This window comes from Rhodococcus sp. 1163 (genome assembly GCF_002091985.1).
Lineage (GTDB): Bacteria > Actinomycetota > Actinomycetes > Mycobacteriales > Mycobacteriaceae > Rhodococcoides.
Genome location: NZ_MKKX01000028.1, coordinates 85,293 through 108,171, shown reverse-complemented (window position 1 = coordinate 108,171; position 22,879 = coordinate 85,293). Strand labels below are relative to the sequence as shown.

23 protein-coding genes and 1 riboswitch are annotated in these 22,879 nt (G+C 63.9%); of the genes, 10 read left to right on the top strand and 13 right to left on the bottom strand.

Annotation, left to right across the window (positions count from 1 at the left end):
- The first annotated feature begins 96 nt into the window (after positions 1-96).
- The gene (locus BJD99_RS11905) at positions 97-1,218 is read left to right on the top strand and encodes an isochorismate synthase MenF (RefSeq protein WP_084347050.1); all 1,122 of its coding nucleotides are present in this window, start codon (positions 97-99) and stop codon (positions 1,216-1,218) included.
- Complete coding sequence (locus BJD99_RS11900) at positions 1,215-1,979, top strand: 2,3-dihydro-2,3-dihydroxybenzoate dehydrogenase (protein WP_084347049.1); 765 nt, start codon at positions 1,215-1,217, stop codon at positions 1,977-1,979. Before BJD99_RS11905 ends, BJD99_RS11900 begins: the two co-directional genes overlap by 4 nt.
- Before the next feature lie 10 nt (positions 1,980-1,989).
- Here BJD99_RS11900 and BJD99_RS11895 read toward each other — a convergent pair whose 3' ends face one another.
- From BJD99_RS11895 to BJD99_RS11880, 4 genes are read right to left on the bottom strand one after another with little or no spacing between them, the layout of a single operon-like run.
- Positions 1,990-2,793, bottom strand: coding sequence for an ABC transporter ATP-binding protein (locus BJD99_RS11895; RefSeq protein ID WP_084347048.1), 804 nt, complete (start codon positions 2,791-2,793; stop codon positions 1,990-1,992).
- Positions 2,790-3,851 carry an iron chelate uptake ABC transporter family permease subunit gene (locus tag BJD99_RS11890; RefSeq protein WP_084347047.1) on the bottom strand — a complete coding sequence of 354 codons (1,062 nt, stop codon included), beginning with the start codon at positions 3,849-3,851 and terminating at the stop codon, positions 2,790-2,792. Before BJD99_RS11890 ends, BJD99_RS11895 begins: the two co-directional genes overlap by 4 nt.
- Positions 3,848-4,906 carry an iron ABC transporter permease gene (locus tag BJD99_RS11885; protein ID WP_084347046.1) on the bottom strand — a complete coding sequence of 353 codons (1,059 nt, stop codon included), beginning with the start codon at positions 4,904-4,906 and terminating at the stop codon, positions 3,848-3,850. The genes BJD99_RS11890 and BJD99_RS11885 overlap by 4 nt, the downstream gene beginning before the upstream one ends.
- 7 nt (positions 4,907-4,913) lie before the next feature.
- Positions 4,914-5,333, bottom strand: coding sequence for an HIT family protein (locus BJD99_RS11880; protein ID WP_084347045.1), 420 nt, complete (start codon positions 5,331-5,333; stop codon positions 4,914-4,916).
- Positions 5,334-5,385: 52 nt separating this feature from the next.
- Here BJD99_RS11880 and BJD99_RS11875 point away from each other — a divergent pair, with 52 nt between their 5' ends.
- Positions 5,386-6,189: an HAD-IIA family hydrolase gene (locus BJD99_RS11875; protein ID WP_084347044.1), complete on the top strand. Its 804-nt coding sequence runs from the start codon at positions 5,386-5,388 to the stop codon at positions 6,187-6,189.
- Here BJD99_RS11875 and purB read toward each other — a convergent pair.
- Positions 6,175-7,593: an adenylosuccinate lyase gene (purB, locus tag BJD99_RS11870; RefSeq protein ID WP_373270537.1), complete on the bottom strand. Its 1,419-nt coding sequence runs from the start codon at positions 7,591-7,593 to the stop codon at positions 6,175-6,177. The genes BJD99_RS11875 and purB overlap by 15 nt on opposite strands.
- A gap of 132 nt (positions 7,594-7,725) precedes the next feature.
- On the bottom strand, positions 7,726-8,361 hold the full coding sequence (locus BJD99_RS11865; RefSeq protein ID WP_084347042.1) for a TetR/AcrR family transcriptional regulator: 636 nt from the start codon (positions 8,359-8,361) through the stop codon (positions 7,726-7,728).
- A gap of 77 nt (positions 8,362-8,438) precedes the next feature.
- On the opposite strand from BJD99_RS11865, the gene BJD99_RS11860 reads away from it, so the two are divergent.
- Positions 8,439-9,458 carry a low specificity L-threonine aldolase gene (locus BJD99_RS11860; RefSeq protein ID WP_084347117.1) on the top strand — a complete coding sequence of 340 codons (1,020 nt, stop codon included), beginning with the start codon at positions 8,439-8,441 and terminating at the stop codon, positions 9,456-9,458.
- Here BJD99_RS11860 and BJD99_RS11855 read toward each other — a convergent pair.
- Positions 9,438-10,559, bottom strand: coding sequence for a pyridoxal phosphate-dependent aminotransferase (locus tag BJD99_RS11855; RefSeq protein ID WP_179142309.1), 1,122 nt, complete (start codon positions 10,557-10,559; stop codon positions 9,438-9,440). The genes BJD99_RS11860 and BJD99_RS11855 overlap by 21 nt on opposite strands.
- 94 nt (positions 10,560-10,653) lie before the next feature.
- Between BJD99_RS11855 and thiM the strand changes: the two genes are divergently transcribed.
- Together thiM and BJD99_RS11845 are read left to right on the top strand one after the other, a co-directional pair.
- Entirely contained in the window at positions 10,654-11,484 is an 831-nt protein-coding gene (gene thiM, locus BJD99_RS11850; protein ID WP_084347040.1) for a hydroxyethylthiazole kinase, read from the top strand.
- Positions 11,485-11,566: 82 nt separating this feature from the next.
- Positions 11,567-12,403: a DUF559 domain-containing protein gene (locus BJD99_RS11845; protein ID WP_084347039.1), complete on the top strand. Its 837-nt coding sequence runs from the start codon at positions 11,567-11,569 to the stop codon at positions 12,401-12,403.
- Between the two features lie 71 nt (positions 12,404-12,474).
- Here the strand turns inward: BJD99_RS11845 and purD are convergent, their stop codons facing one another.
- Genes purD through BJD99_RS11830 form a run of 3 tightly spaced genes read right to left on the bottom strand, consistent with a single transcriptional unit; the run spans position 12,475 to position 16,933 of the window.
- Positions 12,475-13,725 (bottom strand): phosphoribosylamine--glycine ligase, encoded by a 1,251-nt coding sequence (gene purD, locus BJD99_RS11840; protein WP_084347038.1) that lies wholly within the window; start codon positions 13,723-13,725, stop codon positions 12,475-12,477.
- A 41-nt stretch (positions 13,726-13,766) separates the two neighbouring features.
- A complete protein-coding gene (locus BJD99_RS11835; RefSeq protein WP_084347037.1) occupies positions 13,767-15,746 on the bottom strand; it encodes a glycosyltransferase family 39 protein in 1,980 nt (659 codons plus the stop codon).
- The gene (locus tag BJD99_RS11830; RefSeq protein ID WP_084347036.1) at positions 15,689-16,933 is read right to left on the bottom strand and encodes a bifunctional glycosyltransferase family 2/GtrA family protein; all 1,245 of its coding nucleotides are present in this window, start codon (positions 16,931-16,933) and stop codon (positions 15,689-15,691) included. The genes BJD99_RS11835 and BJD99_RS11830 overlap by 58 nt, the downstream gene beginning before the upstream one ends.
- Positions 16,934-17,013: 80 nt before the next feature.
- Between BJD99_RS11830 and BJD99_RS11825 the strand changes: the two genes are divergently transcribed.
- Positions 17,014-17,439, top strand: a complete 426-nt coding sequence (locus BJD99_RS11825; RefSeq protein WP_084347116.1) for an HIT family protein — start codon at positions 17,014-17,016, stop codon at positions 17,437-17,439.
- A 17-nt stretch (positions 17,440-17,456) separates the two neighbouring features.
- Positions 17,457-18,830: an MFS transporter gene (locus BJD99_RS11820; RefSeq protein WP_084347115.1), complete on the top strand. Its 1,374-nt coding sequence runs from the start codon at positions 17,457-17,459 to the stop codon at positions 18,828-18,830.
- A gap of 7 nt (positions 18,831-18,837) precedes the next feature.
- On the opposite strand, the gene BJD99_RS11815 is transcribed toward BJD99_RS11820, so the two are convergent.
- Together BJD99_RS11815 and BJD99_RS11810 are read right to left on the bottom strand one after the other, a co-directional pair.
- Positions 18,838-20,241 (bottom strand): HAMP domain-containing sensor histidine kinase, encoded by a 1,404-nt coding sequence (locus BJD99_RS11815; RefSeq protein WP_256895628.1) that lies wholly within the window; start codon positions 20,239-20,241, stop codon positions 18,838-18,840.
- Complete coding sequence (locus BJD99_RS11810) at positions 20,238-20,936, bottom strand: response regulator transcription factor (RefSeq protein WP_084347035.1); 699 nt, start codon at positions 20,934-20,936, stop codon at positions 20,238-20,240. Before BJD99_RS11810 ends, BJD99_RS11815 begins: the two co-directional genes overlap by 4 nt.
- 80 nt (positions 20,937-21,016) lie before the next feature.
- Positions 21,017-21,083, top strand: a riboswitch (guanidine-III (ykkC-III) riboswitch).
- A 14-nt stretch (positions 21,084-21,097) separates the two neighbouring features.
- Here BJD99_RS11810 and BJD99_RS11805 point away from each other — a divergent pair.
- Entirely contained in the window at positions 21,098-21,412 is a 315-nt protein-coding gene (locus BJD99_RS11805) for a multidrug efflux SMR transporter (protein WP_084347034.1), read from the top strand.
- Positions 21,413-21,437: 25 nt separating this feature from the next.
- A complete protein-coding gene (locus tag BJD99_RS11800; RefSeq protein WP_084347033.1) occupies positions 21,438-22,178 on the top strand; it encodes an ABC transporter in 741 nt (246 codons plus the stop codon).
- Here BJD99_RS11800 and BJD99_RS11795 read toward each other — a convergent pair.
- Positions 22,172-22,873, bottom strand: a complete 702-nt coding sequence (locus tag BJD99_RS11795) for a dienelactone hydrolase family protein (protein ID WP_084347032.1) — start codon at positions 22,871-22,873, stop codon at positions 22,172-22,174. The genes BJD99_RS11800 and BJD99_RS11795 overlap by 7 nt on opposite strands.
- Positions 22,874-22,879 lie beyond the last annotated feature (6 nt).

Genomic DNA, 22,879 nt, shown 5'->3' with positions numbered 1-22,879 from the left:
TAGCCTAACCTATTGTCGGCAGATAAGTTTAGGCTACGCATACCCAACCGGTCCGCGAGTCGACGGATCCAAGCGACAAGAAAAAGAGGTACGCGAATGGGCTCTCGCACCGCCGTCCACACCACCACCGGACGGTTCGTTCTCTCACGCCCACACAGCTCGGCCTCAGCTCAGGGACTGCGCGCCCAGTACGACAGCGTTGCCGCGGCCGAAGCTGCGCTGCGCTCGGGAGAAGTCCCGGCGATCGTCGGCGCGCTCCCCTTTTCGAAGCAGGCACACTGCGCGCTGTACGCACCGGAAGTGTTCACCGTGACGCAGCAGCCGTGGAGTCCGAAGTCCGAATACTCCTCTCTGCCAACGTTCGTCCTCGCCTCCCCTCTCGATGACAGCGAGCACACCGACCGAGTCCGAACCGCACTCGACGTCCTCCGAGAGCCTTCGACGCCCCTGCAGAAGGTGGTCCTGGCACGTACGCTGACCCTGATCGCAGACGGCACAGTCGATCCGACCACTGTTCTGGCGGCCCTGATAGCGGGGACACCCGACCGCAACGGATATTGCGTCGACCTGAGCGCCGCCGGCGGCCCCTACGTAGGCAGAACCCTCGTCGGATCGAGCCCGGAGGTCCTTGTTCGCCGTCGGGGGACGGTGGTCACGTGTCACCCACTGGCTGGATCTGCCCCTCGCCACCCGGACGCGGCGCGCGATCGCGAGAACGGGCGCAGTCTGACCGAGTCGAACAAGGACCGACGCGAACACGCCTTCGTCGTCGATGCAATCAGGGACTCGCTCGCCCCCTTCTGCAGCGAGCTGGACATACCGCCGGAGCCGACCCTGGCGCACACCCCGCAACTCTGGCACCTGGGCACTCCGATACGCGGCGAACTTCGTGATCCATCCACTACTGCACTCGATCTCGCACGCGCACTGCATCCCACACCCGCTGTGTGTGGGACACCCACCGACCTCGCGTACCGCACGATCGAGGAACTCGAGGGTGAGCGTGGCTTCTACGCAGGCACCGTCGGGTGGTGCACTGCGGACGGGGACGGCGAATGGATGGTGGCCATCCGTTGCGCCGAGATCAGCAGCGATCGAAAACGTTTGACGGCCTATGCAGGTGGAGGAATCGTCGCCGAATCGGACCCGGACACCGAATTGCGAGAGACGGTAACCAAGTTCGGAACTCTCCTCGGCGCTCTCGGGGTGGCACTGTGACTGTCGCGGTCGTGGTCGGAGCGGGCAACGGAATCGGCCGCGCTGTCGCGATATCGCTCGCGCAGGCAGGCCACGACCTGGCACTGATCGATATCGACGCAGACGGTATGACGCAGACGGCGTCGCAGATCGCCGGGGTGGCCACCACCCATGTAGTAGACGTGCGCGACGCCGACGCCGTCCTCGCGGCGGTCACTGCGATCGAAGAGTCCGCCGGGCCGATCACCGCACTCGCCCATGTTGCAGGCATTCTCGACACCGGATCCATCTTGGACTCCGATGTCGAAGACTGGCGGGCCATGTTCGAGGTCAACGTGTTCGGGCTGCTCAACGTCGTCCGAGCCGTCGGCCGATCGATGCGTGAGCGACGGGCCGGTTCCATCGTCGTAGTCGGATCCAACGCTGCGGGTGTACCGCGCATGTCGATGGGCGCCTACGGTTCCTCGAAAGCAGCGTCCACCATGCTGACCCGCGTACTCGGCTTGGAATTGGCCCCGTACGGAATTCGCGCGAACATCGTCGCTCCCGGTTCGACCGATACCGACATGCAACGCTCGATGTGGGCGGACCCGACCGACATGTCCTATGCACGGCCCGTCATCGACGGTGATCTCGCGACCTACAAGAACGGAATCCCGCTGGGCCGCATAGCCTCTCCAGAGGACATCGCCGACGCTGTCGAGTTCCTGCTGTCGGATCGAGCCCGCCACATCACCATGCAGTCGCTCTACGTCGACGGCGGCGCCACGCTGCGAGCATGACCGGCATCCATCACGACGGTCGTGAGCGCGCGAGCGGAATGACCAATGGCGTGAGCGACTCCGGATCTTCGATGATGCGACACGGCAACCCGAAGACCGCCTCCACCAGCTCTGCGGTGATGACCTCCGCAGGATTACCGCGAGTGACCACCGCGCCGTCCTTCATCGCGATGATGTGATCGGCATAGCGGCACGCGTGATTGAGATCGTGCAGCACAGCGACCATCGTGGTGCCCTGATCTCGATTGAGTTGCGCGCACAGATCGAGAAGGTCTATCTGATGCGCGATGTCGAGGAACGTCGTCGGTTCGTCGAGCAACATCAACGGGGTTTGCTGGGCGAGAACCATTGCCACCCAGACTCGCTGACGCTGCCCCCCGGACAACTCGTCGACCAGCCGCCCAGAGAGGTCGCTCACCCCGGTCGCGTTCATCGCGAACACGACAGCAGCTTCGTCATCCCGCGACCACTGCCTGATCAGCCTCTGATGCGGATAACGGCCGCGTGCAACGAGATCCGCAACCGAGATACCATCCGGCGCGATGGACGTCTGCGGTAGCAGCCCGAGGCGTCGGGCAACTTCCTTGGCCGGATACGAGGAGATCGCCTTGCCGTCCAGAAGTACTGTCCCGACCGTCGGTTTCAACAACCGCGACAGTGCTCGCAGCAGCGTCGATTTGCCACTCGCATTGGGACCGACGATAACGGTGAACTTACCGTCCGGAATCTCCACGGTCAGCCCCTCACTGACGATGCGCTTGTCGTATCCGATCGTGACTTCGTCCGCATGCAAGCGCGGCTTCTTTCCGGTCACTGTTTTCTACCTTCCCGAGCCAACAACCACACGAAATATGCGCCACCGATGGACACTGTCACGACACCGACCGGCAACTGCGTCGGCGCGAATATGCGCTGCGCGGCATAGTCACTGACGAGCAGTAGCAATGCACCCATCACCGCCGACGGAATCAGCGCGACACCCGCGGTCTTGGTCAACCGTCGTGCCAGCTGCGGCGCAGCGAGTGAGATGAACGAGATCGGACCGGCCACTGCCGTGACGAGCGCGGTCAGCGCCACCCCGAGAACGATGAGAATCAGCCGCGTCGGCTCCGCCCGGATACCGAGCGCTTTCGCGGCGTCGTCGCCCATCTCGAGCATCCGTAGGCGCCCCGCGAAGATGGCCAGCAGCGGTGTGAGAACGATCAACACGATCACCACCGGAAATACCTGCCCCCAGCTGAGACCGTTGAGAGTCCCCGCGCCCCACACCGCTGCGGCCAGGGCATCGGAGAGATCGGCTTTGACGATCAACCACGTGTTGACCGACGCCAGGATCGCGCTGATCGCAATTCCGACGATGATCAGCCGAAATCCTTGCACCCCACGTTTGAAAGCGAGGACGTACACCACTGCGGCGGTAGAGATCCCACCGACGAAGGCGCCCACACCGGTCGGATAGTAGCCGCCTCCCAGCGCGAGGATCACGATCAGCGCACCGGTGTACGAGCCGGTGTCGAAGCCGATGATGTCAGGGCTTCCCAACGGATTTCGTGTCAGCGATTGGAATATCGCACCCGACACACCCAGCGCGCCACCGAGAAGCAAAGCCAGGGCCACCCGCGGGAATCGCCACTGCATGACGATCAGTTCGGTGAACCGCCCGGCATCGGAAAACACCGCGGCCAGTACTTCGCCCGGCGGGATGTAGTAGTCACCGGTGCCGAGCGCGAGGACCGCGACGGCGAGCGATACGAGCGCCAGAATGCCGCAGACCACCACGGTGCGGATGTCTACCCGCCCGCTGAGCTTGTCGCCGGCAACGCGAAGGATGCGGACTCGGCGACCGAAGTCGACCTCGGTCTCGGTCGTCACAGCCCACTGACTTTCTTGCGGCGCACTAGAAAGATGAGCACCGGCGCTCCGACGAATGCGGTCACGATCCCGACCTGCAGTTCGCCAGGCCTGATGACCAGGCGCCCGACGATGTCGGACAGCAGCAGCAGGCACGGCGCCGCCGCCACTGTGTACAGCAGGATCCACCGCTGATCGGGTCCGACGAACCACCGAACCATGTGCGGAATCATCAAGCCGACGAAGCCGATCGGACCTGCGGCCGCCGTCGCAGCACCGGCCAGAAGAGTGACTGCAACGACGCCGATCACCCGGGTGCTGTTCACCTTCGCACCCAGCGACCGAGCGAGGTCGTCACCGAGCGCAAGTGCGTTGAGGGGTCGCGCAATGACGAGTGCGAGCACCGAACCGACGATGACGAACGGCAAGATAGCAAACGAAATGTCGAGTCCGCGGCCTGCCAGCGAACCAGCGCCCCACAAGCGCATCTTGTCGAACGCATCGGGATCGAGCAGCAGCATGCCGGAGGTGATACCCCCGAGCACCGCGGACAACGCAATTCCGGACAGCGTGAGCCTGATCGGAGTCGCGCCGGCTCGTGACATGGACCCGAGTGCATACACCGCTACCGTCGCGAGGATGGCGCCGAGGAACGCGAACCAGATGTAGGACCAGATCCCGGTGAATCCGAGCATGCCGACCGCGAGTGCGACGAAGAAGGCCGCACCGGCGTTGACTCCGAGGATGCCCGGGTCCGCCAACGGGTTACGCGTCATAGCCTGAATGAGCGCGCCGCTGACACCGAGAGCGACACCGACGATCAACCCCAGCACGGTCCGCGGAACGCGAATCTCGCGGATGATGACGTGGTTGCTCGACTCGTCGAAGTGGAACACAGCATCCCAGACCTCGCTCGGCGGAATGTACTTGGTGCCGACCGCGATGCTGAGCAGACAGATCGCGGCAAGAACGCCGAGCAGAACGAGAAGGCCGAGAGCGCGGCGCGAGTTCGTCTCGGCGAGCCCACCGGATTGTTCGAGCCTGTCGGCCTCATCGGTCTTCGTTGCCGCAGGCATGGATCAGTTACCCCAGAGCGTTCGCGATATGTGCAGCCTGGGTGTCGAGCTCGGCGCGTTCTGGAGAAGTCGGTCGGGCACGAAGACCGAACCCGTCACCCGAGGTACGCGGAATGACATGAAGATGGACATGGAAGATTTCCTGGCCCGCGATTTCACCGTCCGCAAGAAAAAGGTTCACCCCCGCGCACCGAGGGTCGCTCGCTCGTAGCGCCGCCGCGATCTTCTGCCCGACGACGAACAGATGACCGCCGGTGTCCGGCTCCAACTCCGCCAACGAGCGAGCCTGCTTCTTCGGGACCACCAGAACGTGCCCACGCGTGACCGGCCGGATGTCCATGAACGCGATGACCACGTCGTCCTCGTAGACGCGAGACGATTCCGCGTTCCCTGCAATGATTTCGGCAAAGATCGTATAAGGGTTCACAAAGAGACAGTCTAGAACTGCACCAGAACGGTGCTGCGACTAAAGTCTGACCATGAGTATCTTGGGCGGAGTTCTGTTCGACATCGACGGGGTGCTCGTCACCTCGTGGAAGCCGATCCCGGGTGCCCGCGAGACTCTCGACTATCTCGACCGCAAGGACATCGCCCGAGCCTTTCTGACGAACACCACCTCGAAAACTCGCACACAGATCGCGGAGTCGTTGTCGGGAGTAGGTCTGCCGGTCCATGCGGACGACATCGTCACCGCTGCAAGCCTCACCGCGGACCACCTGCGCGAAACCTACCCGGACGCTTCCGTGGTACTCGTCAACAACGGCGATATCGCGGTCGACATGCCGGGAATCGAGTTCGTCGACGAGTCGTCGACGAACGATCCCGACGTCGTCGTCGTCGGCGGAGCCGGACCCGAATTCACCCATGAGCGCCTGAGCCGGGTCTACGACTGGATGTGCCGGGGCATCCCTGTCGTCGCAATGCACCGAAGTCTCATGTGGACCACAGGTGCCGGACTTCGCATCGACACCGGAATGTATCTCGTCGGCATGGAGAAAGCATCCGGGCATACTGCACAGGCCATCGGAAAGCCTGCGCCACTTGGCTTTCAGACCGCGGCAGAAAGAATGGGCGCCGACCCGGTCGACGTCGTCATGGTCGGTGACGACATCGACAACGACGTACTCGCAGCCCAGGTCGTCGGCATGACCGGTGTCCTGGTCCGCACCGGAAAGTTCCGCCAGGACACCCTCGACCGCCGAGCCAAGAACGAGTTCGGCATGCAGCCGAATCACATCATCGGTTCGGTGGCCGATCTGCCGGAGCTACTAGAGAATCGGTGACGGGGAGTACTTCGCAGCCTCCGGGAACTGCGCGATCAGCGTCTCGACGTCCGAGACGACGGCCGCGACCTGCGATTCCGCCGAGCCGATGAACGCCGACTTGTCGGCAAGAGCGGCGTCGAGAGCAGGGCGATCGAGCGGGATGCGGTCATCGGCGGCGAGGCGATCCAGCAGATCCGGATCCTGCCCCTGCTCCCGCATCGCGAGTGCGACAGCGACAGCGTGTTCCTTGATGGCCTCGTGTGCCGTTTCGCGACCGACCCCGGCGCGAACCGAAGCCATGAGGACCTTCGTCGTGGCGAGGAACGGCAGGTAGCGCGTGAGTTCCTTGGCGATGACGGCCGGATACGCACCGAACTCGTCGAGCACCGTCAGGAAGGTCTCGATCATGCCGTCTATCGCGAAGAACGCATCCGGTAGCGCGACGCGGCGGACGACCGAACAGAAGACGTCGCCCTCGTTCCACTGAGCGCCTGCGAGTTCTGCCGCCATCGATCCGTAACCGCGCAACACCACCTGCAGGCCGTTGACGCGTTCACACGAACGCGTGTTCATCTTGTGGGGCATCGCCGAAGAGCCGACCTGACCGGGCTGGAAGCCCTCGGTCACGAGCTCGTGGCCTGCCATCAGCCGAACCGTATGCGCGAACGAGGAAGGTGCGGCTCCGATCTGAACGAGCGCGGACACGACGTCGTGGTCGAGCGAGCGAGGGTAGACCTGACCGACGCTGGTGAGCACGTGCCGGAACCCGAGGTGATCGGCGACGATGCGCTCGAGTGCGGTCAACTTCGAGGCGTCTCCCCCGAACAGATCCAGCATGTCCTGCGAAGTGCCCATCGGGCCCTTGATACCGCGAAGGGGGTAACGCGCGATCAGCTCCTGCATTCGAGCGAGGCCGATCAACAGTTCGTCCGCCGCCGACGCGAAGCGTTTGCCGAGGGTCGTTGCCTGTGCGGCAACATTGTGACTACGCCCTGCCATCACGAGGGAGGAGTATTCCGCGGCGCGTTCGGCGAGCCGGGCAGCAACCGCCACGCCGTGACTGTGGACGTGTTCCATCGAGCGAAGAATCTGCAGCTGCTCGACGTTCTCGGTCAGGTCACGAGAAGTCAAACCTTTGTGGATGTGCTCGTGGCCCGCGAGTGCGTTGAACTCCTCGATACGGGCCTTGACGTCGTGGCGGGTGACACGCTCACGGGCAGCGATCGACGCGAGGTCGACGGTGCCGATCACGTTCTCGTAGTCGTTGATCGCGGCAGTGGGCACATCGACACCGAGCGTGGCCTGCGCTTTGAGAACGGCCAACCACAGCTGGCGCTCGAGGACGATCTTGTGCTCCGGAGACCACAGGTTCACCAGTTCTTTGCTCGCATAACGGGTGGCCAGGACATTCGGAATAGTCACGAGAGGCAAGTTTACGCAGGAGTGGAGCCTGCGGAACGACCAGGTGGGCAGGAGTGGAGCCTGCGGCACGACCAGGTGGGCAGGAGTGGAGCCTGCGGAACGACCAGGTAGTTCAGTTGGGTGTACGTGCGTTCATTGCGCGGGGGCCACGACGTCGATGACTCGGAGCAGCATGCTCCGTGCCATCGTTCGGGGTTCCGGGTCGACTTCCCCGAGAGCGCCGACCACGACGCCGTCGACGACTGCCACGATCCGTCGTAGTTGCAGTTCGTCTACGGTGCGTCCGGAGCGTCGCAGGACGTCGGTGAGCAGGTCGTCGATCTGGGCGCGCAGCCGCAGTTGCACTTCCCTCAGTTCGGGATGTCGCGCCGAGGCGATGAATCGTTCGTAGCGGGCGATGAGCCGTTCGCGTCCTTCGATCGAGTCGTCTTCCGGCCCGATGAGCAGGTCGACGATCAGTTCGACTGTCGACTCGACGTCTTGATCGAGATTCCCGAGTTCGTCGATCCGTCCCCTCATCACTTCGAGTTCGCGGTTGCCCAGTATTTCCACCGCGCAGGCGATGAGGTCGGCGAGCGAGTGGAAGTAGTACGTCGTCGATGCGAGCGGAAGATCGGCGCGGGTTGCGACCGCGCGGTGGCGCACCGCGTCGAATCCGCCCTCTACCAGGAGTTCAGCGGCGGCAGACGCCAATGCGTGTCGTCGACGCTCCCCTTTCGGGGTTGCGCCCGACACCTTGATTGTTGGCCCTGCAGGTGCTTCTGGCATTTGAAAGCCATCGTGCCAGGCATGGGCTTCTCCGCTGGGGCAAACGGGCCATTCGATCGTGTGGAATCGTGAACTTCATGCAACACAGAACTATCGACCTTCGCTCCGATACGGTGACTCGTCCGGATGCGGCCATGCGGGCTGCGATGGCAGACGCCGAGGTCGGTGACGATGTCCTCGACCACGACCCGACGATGGCGCGGTTGGAAGAACGCGTCGCGTCGATGCTCGGGTACGAGGCCGCGTTGTGGGTCCCGAGCGGTTCGATGGGCAACATCATCGCGCTGATGCTGCACTTGCGACGTGGTGATGCCTTTCTGGCGCCGGAGCATTCTCATGTTCTCGGGTCCGAGCTGGGGACGGCAGCGTGGTTGGCGCAGGGAATGCCGTCGGCGCTGCCACACGATGGCGGTCCCGGGCGTCCGACGCCTGCGACCGTGACAGCGTCGGCAGGCGGACCTGGGCCGTACTTCACCCTGAACACCACGCTGTTGTGCCTGGAGAACTCCCATAACTTTGCCGGCGGTGCAGTGTTCGGACCGGAGGAGTGGAATGCGCTGCTGGCCGCGGCTCGCAACGCGGGCCTGCTCGTGCATCTCGACGGGGCGCGCGTGTGGAATGCGGCCGTCGCGCAGGGTGTGCACCCCCGCGAATTGACCATTGGCGCCGATACCGTCCAGGTGTGCCTGAGCAAGGGCCTCGGCGCACCCGTCGGGTCGATGCTCGTATCCGATTCGGCCCGCATCACCGAGGCTCGACGCGTCCGCAAGATGCTCGGCGGCGGCGTTCGTCAGGGCGGAATTCTCGCAGCGGCAGGGCTGGTGGCGCTGGACAACCTCGCTTCGCTCGCCGCCGACCACGACAACGCTCGACTGCTGGCAGAGGGGCTACGGGAGCGGGGTTGGGATGTGATGGACCCTGATACGAACATCGTGCTCGCGGCGTCGGCCGACCCCGTCGCAAGCGTCTCCGAGCTTGCCGAGAAGGGCATCGGCGCCGTCACCGTTGCGGGCAAAGTCCGATTCGTGACGCATCGCGACGTGTCCGACGCCGATATCAGCGACGCCCTCTCACGTCTACCGGCTCTGCGCGCGTAAGGCCGGCGCCAGGCGCGCCAATGCCTCCCGCATGTGCTCGGTGGTACCTGCGAACGAGAATCGAACGGTGTGGTGCCCCGCCACGGTGTCGAAGTCGACGCCGGGGGCAAGTGCCACACCCGTCGTCGCGAGCACGTTCTCGCACCACGCCCGTGAGTCCTGGGTCAGGTGCCCGATGTCGGCGTACGCGTAGAACGCCCCGTCCGCAGGCGCGAGATCGGTGATCCCGCCGGCAGCCAAACCGTCGAGCAGGATCGTGCGGTTGACGGCGTAGCGGCGCACGTGAGCGTCGAGTTCGGTGCGTGATTCCTCGGTGAACGCGGCAATGGCCGCTACCTGTGAGATCGCGGGCGGGCAGACGGTCATGTTCGATGCCAGTCGCTCCACCGCCCGGTGCAAGGTCCGCGGCAACAGCATCCAGCCCAGCCGCCAGCCCGTCATCGAAAAGTACTTGGACACCGAGCCGATCACTACCGATTCCCTCGACGTCTCCCAGGCACTCGACGTCCGAGCATCACCGTAGGAGATGCCGTGATAGATCTCGTCGGAGATCAGCAACGTTTCGTGCTCGTCACACCAGCGTGCGATCGCGGCGAGTTCGTCGGCGTCGATGATGGTGCCCGTCGGATTGGCGGGACTGGCGATGATCAACCCTGCGGGCGGTTCCGGCAGCGCGTCGAGCATCGCGACCGTCGGCTGAAATCTGGACTCGATCCCGCAGTCCAATTCCACGACCCGACACCCGAGCGCAGCGAGAGTATTGCGGTAGGCCGGGTACCCGGGCCGAGCCATGACCACGGTGTCGCCGGCGTCGAAGGCCGCCAGAAACAGCAGCGTGAACGCCCCCGACGAGCCAGTCGTCACTACGACGTCGTCGGCATGTACCGGGACGCCTGCCTCGTGCGCGTGATGCCGGGCGATGGCTTCGCGCAGCGGCAGGATGCCGAGTGTCTCGGTGTACCCGAGTACATGCGTGTCGAGGGCCTCCCGTGCCGCCCGAAGTACCGGAGCTGGCGCCGACGTCGACGGTTGCCCGGCGGCCAGGGAGAGTACGTCGCCGTGCGTGCGCGCTCGCAGGGCAGCGGCCTTGAAAACGTCCATCACGTGAAACGGCTCGATCTTGGATCTGTTCGACTCTGTGCGCACACTTCGAGGCTAGCCCGCGGTGAAAAGCACCCAGTGAAAGACTCTACGAATGCCGGAATCGACGACCTGCCCCACTGTGACCGACGTAGCGAATGCCCTCGATGCACTCCGCTCGTCGACTCCGCTGGTGCAATCACTGACCAACGTGGTGTCCGCCAACTTCGTCACCAATGTTCTGCTCGCCGCCGGGGCCAGCAACGCGCACATCGACAACGTCCACGAGGCTGCGGGATTCGCCTCGGTAGCTTCCGGAGTTCTCGTCAACTTGGGCACCCCCGACGATGGAACCGCTGCCGCCTTCACGCTGGCAGCGGAGGCTGCCCGGGCCGCAGGCACGCCGTGGGTCCTAGATCCGGTGGGCGTCGGCGGACTACCGTGGCGGACCGAACTCGCCGCCGGACTCTTGACGCTCGAACCCACCGCAATTCGCGGGAACGCGTCGGAGATCATCGCACTTGCGGGGCTCGGCAACTTCGCGCGCGGAGTCGACAGTGCTTCCGATTCCGAGGCCGCGGTTCCAGCAGCAGTGGCGCTGCTCGAGTTCGCGCTGGTGGTGTCGGCGTCCGGTCCGGTCGACTACATCGTCGGACGAAGCGACGCCGGGCCCGTTGGTGTGAAGGTCGGTGGAGGTAGCCCACTTCTGACCAAGGTCACCGCTACTGGATGTTCGCTCGCAGCGCTCGTGGCCGCGTACCTCAGCGTGTCACCGACACCGTTGATCGGAATGACGTCGGCACACGCACACGTGGCGGTCGCATCGGAACTGGCAGCAGAAAACGCCTGCGGCCCAGGCACTTTCGCCGTCGCCTATCTCGACGCGTTGGCTTCGGTGACCCCGGACGACATGCGTTCGGCCATTGTCGAACCGTTGATGCTCTAGCCCCATCCACAGGCAGGGCTGTTATCCACAGATCTCGTTTCGAGCCCCCGCCAGTGTCGAAAACGGTGCACCGTTCTTTGGCATGGGGGTGTACACACGCATGCAGCTCGAAGAATCGGGTATCGGTCGATCCGGTATCACCCGACGGATGCGTAGCGGCAGCATGATCCGGTTGCTGCCTGGCATCTATTCGGACCCGGAACCGTCGTACTACGACCTGTGTCTGGCGACGACTCTATGGCGCGAAGATGCAGTGTTGAGCCACCTCAGTGCCGCGTGGTTGTGGGATCTACTCGACACCGAGCCCACAGTCGTTCATGTGACTCTGTCCAGGGACTCGCGGATCAACGGGCCGGGCTGGCTGAAAGTACACCGACGCTCGGTGTCGCCCGAAGAGCACCGAGGATTCCAGGTCGTATCGGCGGTGCAGTGCTTCGTCGATGTGGCCGCCGCGATGCAGGGTCTGCCTTTGGAACAGTTCTTCGACCGGTGCATCTCCTCACGTGTGTCGTGGAGAGATGTCACCGACCACTGTGAGTCCGCCAAAGGAATGACGGGCATGCGAGAGGTTCGTCGGCAGCTCGAGAAATGTTGTCCGGGAACCTGGTCGGAGCCAGAGCGCCTGGTGGCGCGGGCTGTGTTGGCACGCGGTATTCGGATGGAGATCAACACGGCGTTGGGCCGATACATCGTCGACTTGGCCTGTCGGCCGGCGCGGGTGATCGTCGAAATCGATGGGCGCCAGTTCCACATAGATCCGCGGGCATTCGACAACGACCGCGTACGGCAGAACACGCTGGTGCTGGACGGCTGGTTGGTGCTGAGGTTCTCTGCAGCGACGGTGAACCGCGATCTGGATCGAGTTGCCGATCAAATAACCGCGGTGGTGCGGCGCCGTAGAAAGAGCAGGGGTGCATGAAGCTCCACTATTGTGCGAAATCTACCGAAATCGGGAAATTTCGCGCAATAGTGGAGCAAAATTCACGGGCCTCACAAAGAGATGCGCCCCTCGAGGGCTGTGAGGCCGATATCGGTGCGAAAGTGGCTACCCGGCAACCGGATCGACTCGATCTTCGAGTACGCATCCGCCCGGGCAGCAGCGAGATCGGCGCCGGAACCCACTACGCTGAGCACCCGGCCACCTGCGGAGACGACCTTGCCCTCGTGCGAGGCGGTACCTGCGTGGAAAACGCCACGGCCCTCGGCCCCGGTGATCGCATCTCCGGTGCGCGGACGGCCGGGGTAGTTCTCCGCAGCCAGGACGACGGTGACCGCGGCGCCGTCTTTCCATTGCAAAGGCGCCAAGGAGGCCAGCGTCCCGGTAGCTGTCGCGTTCAACGCCTCACCGAGAGGAGAATCGAGCAATTCGAGAACTGCCTGCGTCTCGGGATCACCGAAGCGACAGTTGAACTCGACCACTGCGGGGCCGTCGACGCCGATCGCGAGGCCCGCGTACAGCAGACCGGAGAACGGGCAGCCGCGCTTGACCATCTCGGCGGCGACGGGCTCGACGACCTCGCTGACGATCTGGTCCACGACGGCCTGTGGAAGCCACGGAAGCGGGGTGTACGCCCCCATGCCGCCGGTGTTAGGTCCGGTGTCACCGTCGCCGACACGCTTGTGGTCTTGCGCCGGCAACAGTGGCACCACCGTCTCGCCGTCGACGAGGCAGAACAGCGACACCTCGGGTCCGTCGAGGAAGGATTCGAGCAAAACGGGGTGTCCGGTTTCGAGGAGTTCGGCGGCGTGATCGCGGGCGACGAGCCGATCGGTGGTGACCACGACGCCCTTGCCTGCCGCGAGCCCATCGTCCTTGACAACCCAGTTGGGTCCGAATCGGTCGAGTGCCGCATCGAGCTTCGCGGGTGAATCGACGATCTCACTGTGCGCTGTTCGGACGCCCGCCACAGCCATGACGTCTTTGGCGAACGCCTTCGAGCCTTCGATACGAGCAGCTGCTGCAGATGGTCCGAAGGTGGCGATCCCGGCCTCGCGCAATGCGTCGGCGACACCCAGCACGAGCGGAACTTCCGGGCCGATGACGACCAGATCCGCTTCGAGGGTGCGAGCCAGTTCGGTGACCGCCGCACCCGAGGCGACATCGACGGGGTGTTGCTCGGCGAGCTTCGCCGTCCCTGCATTACCTGGAGCGACCAGCAGCTTGCTGACCTTGGGGTCCTTGCTCAGAGCAAGGAGGAGGGCGTGCTCACGAGCACCGGAACCTATGACGAGTACGCGCACAGTGGACAAGAGTATCGGCTCGACCCGCTCGGAGCGAAAACTCAGCTACTCAGGTCGTACAACGTGACGCTGTCCACCGTGGTCGCGGTGTAGTTGGCCGCCACCCATTCCGCTATCTCGGACGAAGTTCCGGTGCTGTTGCCACCCATACCGCCGCCTGCGATGAAGTAGTGGATATCGCCGTCGGCAACGTACTGCTGGAATTCGGCGAGCGTCGGCGACGGGTCGCTGCCGTTGAATCCACCGATCGCCATGACCGGGTCCTCGGTGGCCAGTTGGTAGCCGGAGGCAGTATTGGAGCCGACTGCTGCCGCGACCCAGGTGTAAGACTGCGCCTCGGCATCGAGAAGCGAGATGATGGCCTCGGTCGGTGTGCTCGCCGACAGCAAACCACCTCCCCCGCCGCCGGGAAATGCTTCCGCGCCCGGAAAAGCGCCCGGAAAAGCGCCCGGGGGTTGTCTGGCTGGGTCACCCTCACGCATGTCGCGGTCACCGCGCATACCGCCACCGAAGCCTCCCATCCCGCCGGCATCGGGTCCGGCGGAGACGATGGAACCGGTGTGCGGGGTTGCGAGAGTGTCGACGGTGTAGGCGGTGGGACCTGCCAGTCCTGCGAACACCACGGCGAGAATCGAGGCGAGCGCCAGCTTTCCGCGTGTCATGGCCGGAATCAGTACGAGCACTGCTCCTGAGATGCCGACGCCGAGGATCGTCCAGCGAAGCCACGGCTGGAAGTCGGCGCTGCGCCCCAACAGAACCCATGCCATCACTACCGCGGCGAGGGTGGCCACCGCCATGCCGATCCGGACCCAGTACCGATCGCGATTGCACCATGCGAGCACACTGCCTGCGCCGATCGAGGCGGCGATCGCTGGGGCAAGTGCAACTGTGTAATACGAGTGAAAGATGCCGGCCATGAAGCTGAACGTCAATCCGGTCACCAGCAACCACAGTCCCCATACTGCCAGCGCTGCGCGCTGCGGATCTTCTCGACCGACTTTGCCGCGCAGAATAATTCCCAGTACGACAAGAATCAGTGCGGACGGAATCAGCCACGCGATCTGACCTCCCTGAGAGGCGTCGAACATGCGGGTGATGCCGGTTTCACCCCACATACCGCCGCCTGCGCCGCCGGTCCCGGGACCTGCTGCACCGCCCGGAGTCACACTGCCGGTCTCGTTACCACTCAGGCGACCGAGTCCGTTGTAACCCAAGGTGAGTTCGAGGATCGAATTGTTCTGTGAGCCACCGATCCACGGCCTCGACGACGCGGGCCACAGCTCGACGATCAGGAGCCACCAGCCGGCGGAGACGATCGCGGCACCGAGAGCGGCGAACAACTGTAGGAGCCGCCGACCGAGCTTCGGTGGGCCTGCGAACAGGTAGACCAGCGCGATCGGCGGGATCACGAGCATCACTTGCAACTGTTTGGTCAAGAATCCGAAGCCGACGAATACGCCGGTGAGCACGAGCCATCGAGTACGGCCGTCCTCGACTGCACGCATCGACGCCCACACCGCCGCGACCATCAGTAGTACGAGCAGCGCGTCGGGGTTGTTGAAGCGGAACATCAGGGCAGCAACGGGAGTGACCGCCAGCGTCAGACCTGCGAGAAGCCCTGCTGCAGAACCGAATTGTCTTCGAATCGTTGCCCACAGCAACGCCACGGAACCGACACCGAGCAACGCCTGTGGAATCAGCATCGCCCACGAATCGAGTCCGAAAATTCGAACCGACAGCGACATCAGCCACAGTGACATCGGTGGTTTGTCGACGGTGATCGAGTTCGCCGCGTCGGAAGAGCCGAAGAAGAACGCCTTCCAGGACACCGACCCTGCCTGTATCGCAGCGGAGTAGAACGAATTGGCCCAGCCGGACGCTCCGAGGCCCCAGATGTAGGCGACGGCAGTGCCGACGAGGAGCGCGCCGAGACCGATCCACTCCCAGCGGCGACTCGACGCCCTCACTGTGCCGCCTCTCCGCCGGTACGGAAAACCCAACGGAGGGCGACGAATCGGCATACCGTTGCGACGAGATTCGCCACCACGAGAACGGCAAGTTCGAGGTGCCGGGATGCTCCTGGTACCCACGCGTGCAGTAACGCCAGTGCACCACTGGTCAGGAGTAGGGCGAAGGCGAAGACGATCAATCCCTGAATCTGATGCTTGCCTGCGCTTTTGGAGCCACGAATCCCGAACGTGAAGGCTCGATTTGCCGCAGTGTTGAACACTGCGGTGATCAGTAGGCCGAAGAAGTTCGCGGCCTGCGCACCGATCAGTGGATGCAGGATCAGATACAGCAGTGCGTACGCTGCGGTGCTCGACACCCCGATGATGCCGAACCTGACCAGCTGTCCGACCATGCCGTGCGGCACACCTCGTACCAGAGGCTCCCGTCCGAGGCTTGTGCGCAACTCGGCGATCGGCAGGGCGCCGGAGGCGAGGGCTCTCCCGACCCGCCAGCACCCCTGCAGATCCTTGATTGCAGTGTCGAGAATGTCGACGCTGCTGTCGGGGTCGTCGACCCAATCCACCGGAACTTCGTGAATACGAAGTCCGACCTTCTCGGCGATGACGAGCAGTTCGGTGTCGAAGAACCAACCGGTGTCCTGAACGAGCGGCAGTAGCTCGTGGGCGACGTCCGCCCGGATGGCTTTGAATCCGCACTGCGCATCCGAGAAACGTGCGCGTAGCGATGTGCGCAGAATCAGGTTGTAACTCCGTGAGATCATTTCGCGTTTCGCGCCACGCACCACCCGCGAGGATCGGTTGAGTCGAGATCCGATCGCGAGGTCGGAGTGTCCGGACACGAGCGGTGCGATGAGCGGCATCAACGCATTGAGATCGGTGGAGAGGTCCACGTCCATGTAGGCCACGACGTCAGCTTCGGACGCCGACCACGCTGCCTTCAGCGCACGCCCGCGTCCCCGGTCGTTCAGGTGATGGACGCGGACTCCGTCGATGTCTGCGGCCAGGGAATGTGCGACGGCGAGGGTCCGGTCTGTGCTGGCGTTGTCGGCGATCGTGATCTGGGCGCGAAAGGGAATGTTCGCATCGAGATGTTCGTGTAGCCGTCGAACGCATTGTTCGAGATCGTCTTCCTCGTTGTACACGGGAATGACCACCTCGAGTGTGGCGGTGGCCGTCGAGTTCGACTCTCGGCCGTATTCTTCGTTCCATCCGGCTCGAAGTAGTGAGTTCGATGTCATGGCACCAGGTTCGGGCCTCGACCTGCGACGTCCCTGCCACCGAGCTGGCAATCAGCTGTGATCCGCCTATCCTTGCAACTATGGCATCGGTCTTCAGCAAGATAATCAGCGGTGAGATTCCGGGACGATTCGTGTGGCAGGACGAGGATGTCGTGGCGTTTCTGACTATTGCCCCGGTCACTCCAGGTCACACGCTCGTCGTTCCTCGCGAGGAAATCGACCAGTGGCAGGACGTCGACGGCGCCACCTTCGCCAAGATCACGGCAGTCGCCCAGATCATCGGCACAGCGGTGCGGTCGGCGTTCGATGCACCGAGGGCCGGTCTGTTGATTGCCGGGCTCGAGGTTCCGCACCTACACCTGCACGTGTTCCCTGCGTACGACATGCGCAACTTCGACATCTCCGGAGCAGACCCGAACCCGTCACCGCAGTCGCAGGACGAGGCCGCGGAGAAGCTGCGTGCCGCGCTCCGCGAGTGTGGCCACGGCGCCAACGTTCCTACCTGATCGGCCGAGCACACATCGTGACCCTGACCGACTCTGCCGTCGACCAACGACGGTCTCTCTCGATCGCCGCCCTCGGCACCCTGCTCACTCTCGTCGCATTCACCGCGCCGCTTGCGACGATCAACTCCACCGCCGCCACACTCGGCAGCGACACCGCCGGTAAGACCTGGATTCTCAGTTCCATGAGCATCGGGCTCAGTGCAGCACTGCTCACCACCGGAACGATGGCCGACGATTTCGGGAGGCGTCGCACGTTCGTTCTCGGCACGCTCGTGCTGGCCGTCGCGTCGGTGATGTGCGCCGTGTCGCCGAATACGGTGATCTTCGTTCTTGCTCGCGTGCTGCAAGGGCTGGGCGGCGCCGCCGTGATCGCGTCGAGCCTTGGAATCATTGCGCATACTCACCCGGCAGGTCCACGACGGGCACACGCCAGTGGTGTCTGGGGCGCCAGCCTCGGCGCCGGAATCGCACTCGGCCCGCTCCTGGTCGCGACGCTCGATCGGCTGGCAACGTGGCGCGACGCGTATTGGCTCGTCGCGGTCGTAGCGGCTCTGCTCGCCGTCGCCGCGAATCGACTCGTGCGGGAGTCGACGTCGGATACCCCTCGTGGACTCGATCCCACCGGCGCGCTTCTGCTGGCGTTCGGGTTGAGTGCTCTTCTCGCTGCCCTTGTCGAAGGGCGCCAAGGATGGGCGCGGCCTCTGCCGTTGAGTCTCTTCGCGGTATCGGCGGTGCTGTTGATCGTCTTCGTCGTCGTCGAACACCGAAGTCGCGCAGCAATGCTCGATCTGAAACTGTTCACCCAACCGGCGTTCGTCGCAGCTACTGTCGCGGCTGTCGTCACCGGTGCCGGGATTATCGCGCTGATGTCGTTCATGTCCGGATTTCTCGGTAACGCCTACAACATCGATGCGTTGGGCGCGGCCCTGTTGCTCTTCGCCTGGTCTGCTACGTCCGTCGTGACAGCCCTTCTCGCACGACATATTCCAGCCCGCGTCACCGGCAGTGTGCAACTGGCAGCAGGTCTGATCGGCGTTGCGATCGGACAACTCGCACTGCTCGGTCTCTCGGTCGACTCGACCTGGCTTCGTCTTCTCCCGGGCCTGCTGTTCGCAGGTGTCGCGAGCGGAGTATTGAACGCAGCACTCGGACGTGAAGCGGTCGCGAGCGTCCCGGCCGGACGTGCCGGGATGGGCAGCGGCGCGAACAACACCGCCCGCTATGTCGGATCTGCGGTAGGGGTGACCGTGGTTGCGGTGTTGGCGGTGCCGCGAGGAACGAGTTCTCCTACCGCGCTCGTCGAAGGCTGGAACTCCGCAGTCCTGTTCACGTCCTCGGTATCGGTAGCGGGCGCCCTGGTCGTGCTGCTCTGCAGGGGAAAGAAGAAGTAGCGCGGCCCTACCCGTCGACGCGCGGTAGTTCGACGCGGAAGGTCGCGCCCTGGCCCGGTGTGCTGTCGACGGTCACGGTCCCGCCGTGTGCGCTGACCAATGCGGCTACGATCGACAATCCGAGTCCGCTGCCACCGCTTTCGCGTGTGCGTGAGGAATCGGCGCGATAGAACCGTTCGAAGACGTGCGCGGATTCTTCTGCCGACAGTCCAGGACCGGTGTCGCGTACTTCCACCAGTGCAGTCGTGTCGATGGTTCCGACGCAGACCGCGATCTCGGCTTCCGCGGGGGTGTGCCGGATCGCATTGCTCATCAAGTTTCCCAGCACTTGACGCAGCCGGGCATCGTCGCCGCTGACCTCTGGAATACCAGGCCCAGGAAGCATTTTCATGGAAATTGTGCGTTCCGGAGATACGGCTTTGGCATCGAGGACTGCGTCGGTCGCCACGGACAGCAGATCGACGGTGTTCATCTCGAGGGGCCGCTGAGCATCCAACCGCGCCAACATCAGCAGATCCTCGACGAGCAGGCCCATCCTGGCCGCTTCACCCTCGATCCTGTTCATCAGCAACGTGATATCGCTCATGGCGCCTTGGCGGTAGAGCTCGGCGAATCCTCTGATCGTCGTCAACGGCGTTCGCAGCTCATGGCTCGCGTCGGCGACGAAGCGTCGCATCTTGTCCTCCGAGGCGCGTGCCGCCTCCTCCGATGCTGCACTGGCCGCGAAGGCACGCTGGATCTGTGTCAGCATTCCGTTCAGGGCCGCCGACAGTTTGCCGATCTCAGTGCGCTCACTGCGTTCGGGAACGCGCTGGTGCAGGTCACCGGCCGCGATCGCGGCGGCAGTCTCCTCGACCTCGACGAGCGGCCGCAGACTGCGGCGAACGACGAAGTATGCGACGACGGCAAGCACTGCGAGAACCACTGCGCCGATGATCGTTTGGAGCACGATCAATCTGTCTACGGTAGTTTCGACCGCGATGAGCGGCTGTGCGACCAGAGTCGAACCGTTCTGGTTGCTGATCGTCAGCACACGCCATTCGGTGCCGCCGCCTTTCGACCCCACGGTAACCGGAGTTCCGATCGGGACACCGTCGGTGTCGGGAACGCCGATGTCTGCATCCGGTGTCAGCACGAATCTCGACTGCCCCGCAGGGTCGGTCACGTCGACGTAGAAGTCGCTCGGCGGTCGACCTTTCGACGCCGACGGCGGCGGCGGCGGCGGGCCGTCGAGACCCCGCGGTTCGGCCCAGGTGCGGGATGCCTCGACGAGAGACTGATCGACACGTCGGACCAGCGAGGTCTCGAGTGTCGACGTCACAGCGAGTCCCGACGCCAGAAGGCCGGCAGCGACGAGTAGAAGCAGCGCCGCCACCAGAGTGAATCGCAGTGGAATGTTGCGAAGTCTCACCGCGGCTGCCGCATGACGTAGCCGACGCCCCGAAGGGTGTGGATGAGAGGCTGGGCCCCGGTGTCGACTTTGCGACGCAGGTAGGACACGTACGATTCGACGACCCCGACCTCACCGCCGAAGTCGTAGTGCCACACGTGATCGAGAATCCGCGGCTTGCTGAGCACCGTGCCCGCATTGACCATGAAGTAACGCAGGAGTGTGAACTCGGTGGGTGAGAGCGAAACCGGTTCGCCTGCCTTCCACACTTCGTGAGTGTCGTCGTCGAGTTCGATGTCCGCGAAAGAGATTCGCGACGGCGGCGTCTCTTCCGTCTTTCCCGACCGCCGAAGAATGACGCGCAGGCGAGCAACGACCTCTTCGAGGCTGAACGGCTTGGTGACGTAGTCGTCGGCACCGAGAGTCAGTCCGCTCACCTTGTCCTCGACGGAATCACGGGCGGTGAGAAACAGCGCTGGTGCGTCGACGCCGTCTGCCCGTAATCGACGAAGAAGCCCGAAGCCGTCCATGCCCGGCATCATGACGTCGAGGATCACCGCGTCGGGGCGAAAAGTTCTCGCCTTGTCCAGACCTTCCGGACCCGAAGCGGCAGTCTGGACCTCGAAGCCTTGGAATCGGAGACTGACCGACAGCAGTTCCCGAATCGTCGGTTCGTCGTCGACAACCAGTACACGAGCGTGCGGAGGATGGCTCACACCACCATCATGAACCGGACGCCTGCGCACTCGCTGGACGCTCGCTGTGATGTTCCTGTGAACCTGTACGTTGCGGTACGGTCGTGCCAGTCTTTTGTGACGAGCGGACGAGCGCACCGTACCCGGCCTGCGACAAGACGGTGCATGGGAGTGTTGTACGCATGGCTTGGTTGATTTTGGTCGTCTCCGGCGCCTTCGAAGCCGTCTGGGCAACGGCCCTCGGCAAGTCCGACGGATTCTCCAAACTTGGTCCGACGATCGTGTTCGCGGTCGCTCTCGTGATCAGCATGGGCGGTCTCGCGCTCGCGATGCGCACGCTACCGACCGGCACCGCCTACGCGGTCTGGGTTGCGATCGGCGCCGCGCTCACCGTGACCTACGCAATGATCACCGGCGACGAGGCCGCGTCGTGGATCAAGGTCGCGCTGCTGATGGGCATCGTCGGCTGTGTGGTCGGCTTGAAGGTCCTTTCATGATGTCTCCAGCGGTTACAGTAAAACCATGAACTGGGTGTCGGCGATCACATTCCCTGCGCGTGCCGGGATCGCGATGACGGAAACTGCGCTGCAAGTGACCAGCACGGTCCTCTCCACGACCCGATTCGTGCTGGAGTCCGGCGCGGCCCAACCGTCGAACCTCGCTTCCCTTGCCAATCCTCGGGGTGGGACCATGCAGTTGCTCACCCAACTCGGGCAACTGACCTCGGAAGATCGCGCCTTCGGCAACGCCCTTCGCGAAGGTGGGCCGCTGGATCGACTCCTCGCGCCCGGTGGTGTCGTCGACCGATTGACTGCGGAGGAAGGCACGCTGGAACGACTGCTGGCCGACGGCGGCCCCGTCGATCGAGTCACCGCCACAGGCGGGCCACTCGACAGGTTGCTCGCCGAGGACGGCCCCCTCGAACGTCTACTGGCCGGGGATGGTCTTCTCGATCGGCTCACGAGGGAGGGCGGGGCCATCGAGCGCGCACTCGAGGAGGGCGGCCTGCTCGAACAACTGCTCTCCGAGGGCGGTGCCATCGAACGCCTGACGGCCAAGGGCGGTCCCCTCGATCAGCTCGTCAGCCTGTCCGAGACGTTGGCTTCGCTTGCCCCGAACCTGGAACGCATGGGGGTCAGTGTCGACATCCTGCAGGATTCGGTCGAGATACTTTCCGCTGCCGTCAATCCGCTCGGCGAACTGGTCGGACGGCTCCCCAATCGCTGGCTCAAAGGGAAGCAGCCCGTGTCCGAGCTTCAGTGAAGGTGTCGATCGAAGAAATCGAACACCCGGGCAAAGGCGTCTTCGGCCTGCTCTTCTTTGAAGCCGAGACCGCTGATCCGTCGTAGAACCGCAGCTTTCCTGTTGCCGGGCAGCGCGTTCGCGAAACCATGACCTGCGCCTGGATACGTCTTCACATCATGCGGGATTCCCTTGTCGGACAACACTTTTTCGAGCTTCTTGCCGGCACCGATCAAGCTCGGATCGTTCTTTCCGTACGAAGCGACGATCGGGCATGCACCGTCGAGTGCTTTCTCCATATCTTTCGGCGAGACGCCGTAGAACGGCGCGCTCGCCCTGAAACCCCTCGGCGCCAACAGCAGAGCAAATCCACCTCCCATGCAGAACCCGACGATCCCGACGCTGTCGGTCACATCCTCACGCGCGAGCAGATACTCCCGAGCCCCGAGCAGATCGTCCACGGCGGCGCCGCTCTGTCCGAGAAGCGCACGGAAGACCCCGACGACGCACTTACGCATTCCGCCCCGGCTGTACAAGTCGGGAGCCAGCGCAAGGTAGCCCTGATCGGCGAACCGGCGCGCGATATTTCTGGCGTCCTCGTTCAGTCCGAATGCGTCGTGCACGATCACGACACCGGGCCACGGCCCTTCCCCAGTGGGCACTTCCAGTGCAGCGGAAACAGGACCTGCTGGAGTCTCGAGCTGAATGTCGGCCATATCCGA

Coding starts and splice junctions, on each gene's coding strand:
- BJD99_RS11905 (WP_084347050.1), top strand. CDS start 97: ATGGGCTCTCGCACCGCCGTCCACACCACCACCGGACGGTTCGTTCTC.
- BJD99_RS11885 (WP_084347046.1), bottom strand. CDS start 4,906: ATGCCTGCGGCAACGAAGACCGATGAGGCCGACAGGCTCGAACAATCC.
- BJD99_RS11875 (WP_084347044.1), top strand. CDS start 5,386: ATGAGTATCTTGGGCGGAGTTCTGTTCGACATCGACGGGGTGCTCGTC.
- BJD99_RS11865 (WP_084347042.1), bottom strand. CDS start 8,361: ATGCCAGAAGCACCTGCAGGGCCAACAATCAAGGTGTCGGGCGCAACC.
- BJD99_RS11860 (WP_084347117.1), top strand. CDS start 8,439: ATGCAACACAGAACTATCGACCTTCGCTCCGATACGGTGACTCGTCCG.
- BJD99_RS11855 (WP_179142309.1), bottom strand. CDS start 10,559: ATGGACGTTTTCAAGGCCGCTGCCCTGCGAGCGCGCACGCACGGCGAC.
- thiM (WP_084347040.1), top strand. CDS start 10,654: ATGCCGGAATCGACGACCTGCCCCACTGTGACCGACGTAGCGAATGCC.
- BJD99_RS11845 (WP_084347039.1), top strand. CDS start 11,567: ATGGGGGTGTACACACGCATGCAGCTCGAAGAATCGGGTATCGGTCGA.
- BJD99_RS11835 (WP_084347037.1), bottom strand. CDS start 15,746: ATGCCGATTCGTCGCCCTCCGTTGGGTTTTCCGTACCGGCGGAGAGGC.
- BJD99_RS11830 (WP_084347036.1), bottom strand. CDS start 16,933: ATGACATCGAACTCACTACTTCGAGCCGGATGGAACGAAGAATACGGC.
- BJD99_RS11825 (WP_084347116.1), top strand. CDS start 17,014: ATGGCATCGGTCTTCAGCAAGATAATCAGCGGTGAGATTCCGGGACGA.
- BJD99_RS11805 (WP_084347034.1), top strand. CDS start 21,098: ATGGCTTGGTTGATTTTGGTCGTCTCCGGCGCCTTCGAAGCCGTCTGG.
- BJD99_RS11800 (WP_084347033.1), top strand. CDS start 21,438: ATGAACTGGGTGTCGGCGATCACATTCCCTGCGCGTGCCGGGATCGCG.
- BJD99_RS11795 (WP_084347032.1), bottom strand. CDS start 22,873: ATGGCCGACATTCAGCTCGAGACTCCAGCAGGTCCTGTTTCCGCTGCA.